This window comes from Monashia sp. HAY1-2A (genome assembly GCF_056755315.1).
Genome location: NZ_JBNDHY010000237.1, coordinates 1 through 4,192, shown reverse-complemented (window position 1 = coordinate 4,192; position 4,192 = coordinate 1). Strand labels below are relative to the sequence as shown.

2 protein-coding genes are annotated in these 4,192 nt (G+C 70.0%); both read left to right on the top strand.

Annotation, left to right across the window (positions count from 1 at the left end; genetic code table 11):
- Positions 1–1,250 (top strand): fibronectin type III-like domain-contianing protein (locus tag ACPYOM_RS21095; RefSeq protein WP_481347450.1); only part of this gene is annotated, 1,250 nt, incomplete at its 5' end.
- Between the two features lie 180 nt (positions 1,251–1,430).
- Positions 1,431–4,109, top strand: coding sequence for a ricin-type beta-trefoil lectin domain protein (locus tag ACPYOM_RS21090; RefSeq protein WP_481347449.1), 2,679 nt, complete (start codon positions 1,431–1,433; stop codon positions 4,107–4,109).
- Positions 4,110–4,192: the final 83 nt, after the last annotated feature.

The window sequence follows — 4,192 nt, the reverse complement described above, 5'->3', positions numbered from 1 at the left end:
TGTCCTACACCACGTTCGCGTTCTCGAACCTCGACCTGTCCGCACGCACGCTGTCGGGCAACGGATCTGTGCAGGCCAGCGTCGACGTGACGAACACCGGGTCGCGGGCGGGCGCCGAGGTCGCGCAGCTCTATCTCGGCGTTCCGGCCAGCGCAGGTGAGCCGCCCAGGCAGCTGAAGGGCTTCCAGAAGGTCCACCTGCAGCCTGGCGAGACGAAGAGGGTGACGTTCGACATCACCGCCCAGGACGCGTCGTACTGGAACACCCCCGCGCAGGGCTGGACGCTGGCAGCCGGCAGCTACACCGTGCACGTCGGGGCCTCCTCGCGTTCGCTACCGCTCACGGACACGTTCAACGTCGGGCGCACCGTGACCAACGGAACGCAGTACACGACGGTGAAGGCCCCGACGTTGGCCATGCCGGGTTCCACCATGTCGGTGACCACCGAGTTCACGAACGGCGCCACGGCTCCGGTGCGTAGTGCCGTGACCGCGCTCACCGTGCCGCGCGGCTGGAAGGCCACCGCGCAGTCCCCGGCGAGCTTCGCTCAGGTGAACCCGGGACAGACGGTGTCGACCACCTGGTCGGTGGCCGTGCCTGCCGACACGGTCGGCGGTCCGGGGACGGTGTTCGGCGCGACGAGCTTCACCGGCTCCGACCGCCGCCCGCAGCCGAGCGGGTCCGCCACGGTGACGGTCGGCTACCCCACCTTCGCGGCCGCGTACGAGAAGGTCGGCGTCACCGACGACTCCGCCACGGCCTTGGGCAACTTCGACGGCTGGGGACACAGCTTCTCGGCGCAGGCGCTGGCCGCCGTCGGTGTGACACCCGGCAGCACGGTCACCGCCGGGACGTCGACGTTCACGTGGCCGGACGTCCCGGCCGGGAAGCCGAACGAGGTCAACGCCACCGGGCAGGTCATCGCGATGAACGGCTCGGGCACGCAGCTCTCCCTGCTCGGGGCCGGAGCCGGTGGCGGGGTCCAGAAGGGACAGCTCACCGTGACCTACGCCGACGGCACCACATCGGCCGCGACGGTGTCCTTCTCGGACTGGTGGGCGAACCAGGCAGCGGAAGGGGGCGCGCTCGCGGCGACCACGGCGTACCTGAACCAGTCCGACGGCACGCGGGTGAACCAGCCCGTGAGCCTGTACGCCGCCACCGTCCCGCTCACCGCGGGCAAGCAGGTTGCGTGGATCACCCTGCCCACCAACCAGAACATGCACCTCTTTGCCGCCACCATCGGCTGACCCGGAACGCCCCGCCCTGCACGGCGCGCGAACCGGCGCCGTGCAGGGCGGGGCGGGGAGCCTGACCCCACCCGACCCGAAGAAGGAACACCCATGAGCCACCCTCGCAGCACCATCGAACCTCCACCGCCCAGCCCCGGCCGTCAAACTGTGCCCGCTCGTCCCCATCGCCGTTCACGCGTGATCACCAGCAAGCTGTGGGTCGTACCGGCGCTCGGCTGCCTGCTGCTGGGCACCGTGGGGACACCGGCCTCGGCCGACACCACCGTGCCGCTCCAGGCGGCCGCCGGCTCCGGCGACGCCTGGGTGCTGAGCACCACCGACCCGTCGAAGAGCTATGCGCCGACGTTCGTCGGCAACGGCTACCTCGCGGCGCGGGTACCGGCGGCAGGTCAGGGATTCAGCAGCACGCCCATCACCACGCAGTCGCAGCTCGCGGGCTTCTACGGCCTCTCGGACACCAAGATCGAGGAACGGGCCAGCCTGCCGACCTGGACCACACTGCGCTTCGGCCGCAGCGGCGACGGCCAGCCGCCGGCGATCGACCCCGCCACGGACGGCGGCGCCACCAGCAAGTACCAGCAGTCGATCGACTTTCGCACCGGGGTGCTGACCACCTCGTACGACTGGACCTCACCAGCTGGTGACACCACGAGCTTCACCTACGAGGTCAGCGCCAACCGCGCGGACGGCCATCTGGGCACGGTGAGCCTGCGGGCGGTGCCGCACTGGAGTGGAACAGCGGTCGCCGTGGACGCGTTCGACGGCCGGGGCCTGGCCAAGGCATCCGCCACCGACCCCCGCGTGGACGGCAGGACGGGGGCGCTGTCGGAGACCGTGATGTCCAAACGGGAGCTGGTCACCGCCGGACTGAGCTCGGTGCTGCGCGTCGACGGGAAGACCGTGCCCACCCAGGCGATCCCCGCGGCCGAGGACGGCACCGCCGGGCAGAGCGCGACCTTCCCGGTCCAGGCCGAGCAGCCGATCCAGGTCACGAAGTTCGTCGGCATCGCCTCGAGCGTCGACACCGACCGGAAGCTTTCTGCCGCGACCCCGCAGGAGGCCGCCGCGACCACGGCCGCGCGTGCCGCCAGCAACGGCTACCCGAGCACGCTCGCTCGCAACAACCAGGAGTGGGCACGTCTGTGGCAGTCCAGCATCTCGATCCCCGGTGACACGGCCATGAGCAGGCAGATCAACGCGTCCATGTTCTACCTGCTCACCAGCATGCGTCCCGGTGTGACCTGGAGCGCCAGCCCGGGCGGGCTGTCCTCGGACGGCTACAACGGTCACGTCTTCTGGGACATGGAGACCTGGATGTACCCGGCTCTCCTCGCCCAGTACCCCGACATCGCGGTCGGCGCGAACACGTACCGGCAGAAGCTGCTGCACCCGGCCAACCTCGCCGCCGCACAGCTGTCGACGTCCAGCCACCCGATCAAGGGCGCGAAGTTCCCCTGGGAGAGCGCGCTGACCGGCTCGGAGCAGACGCCGCCGCCGTGGCCCATGGGCGAGTCCGAGATCCACATCAACTCCGACATCGCCCTGGCGCAGTGGCAGTACTACCAGGCGAGCGGCGACACGGCCTGGCTGCGCGACAAGGCGTGGCCCGTCCTCAAGGGCATCGCCGACTACTGGGCCACCCGCGCCGTGTCGGACGGGTCCGGCGGGTACGACATCAACGACGTCATGGGCCCGGACGAGTACCACGACAACGTCAACAACAGTGTGACCACCAATGCCGGCGCACAGGCGTCCCTGCGCATCGCGACCGAAGCGGCACAGATCCTCGGCCTGACCGCCGACCCGGCGTGGAGCAAGGTCGCCGACGGCCTGAAGATCCCGGTGGACACGACGCTGAACATCCACCCCGAGTTCGACGGCTACGCCGGCCAGACGGTCAAGCAGGCCGACGTCACCCTGCTGCAGTACCCCTGGAATGTCCCGATGCCGGACGCCGTGGCCCAGAACGACCTCGACTACTACGCCGCGCGCACCGACTGGAACGGCCCCTCGATGACGGATGCCATCGCCGCCATCGACAGTGCCGCCATCGGCTCCTCGGGCTGCACGACCTACTCCTACCTGAAGAGCAGCGCGACGCCGTTCCTCACGGCGCCGTTCGACCAGTGGTACGAGAGCCGCAACGGCGGGGCGTTCAACTTCGCCACCGGCCAGGGCGGGTACCTGCAGGTGTTCCTCTACGGGTTGACCGGGTTGCGCTGGGGAACCGACGCCGTCACCGTGGATCCGTTCCTGCCCACCCAGCTGCCCGGCGTCGACGTCACCGGCGTGAAGTGGCACGGCAGCACCTTCGACATCTCCGTCGGACAGCAGAGCACGACCCTGACCCTGCGCTCCGGGGCCCCGGTGGCGGTTCGCGACGGCTCCGGCACGGTGCGCCGGGTCTCCGGCGCCACGCCGCTGCAGCTCCCGACCCGGCACCCGGCGCCGACGGCCCAGCCGTCCAGCTGCACCGGACCGATCACCTCGGCCGCTGCGCCCAGCCGATGCGTGGACATCCAGTGGGGCAACACCAGTGACGGGACGGCGCTCCAGATCTGGGACTGCAACGGCAGCCCCGCGCAGGCCTGGACGCGTCCCGGAAACGGCACAGTGATGGCCGCCGGCAAGTGCATGGACGTGCGCGGCGGCTCCGATGCGGACGGGACACCCGTGCAGATCTATACGTGCAACGGGGGCTCATCGCAGCAGTGGACGTACGAGAAGGACACCGGTGAGCTGAAAGCGTTCGGCAAGTGCCTCGCGACCCTGGACGACGGCACGAGCAACGGCACCACGCTCGTGATCGAGACCTGTGACAGCAGCACGAGCCAACGGTGGAACCTGCCGGCCTGACCCCTACGGTCGCGGCTGTGCGGCGCCCCTGAGCAGGTGCCGCACCTGTCTCTTATACACATCTGACGCTGCCGATGACGGAG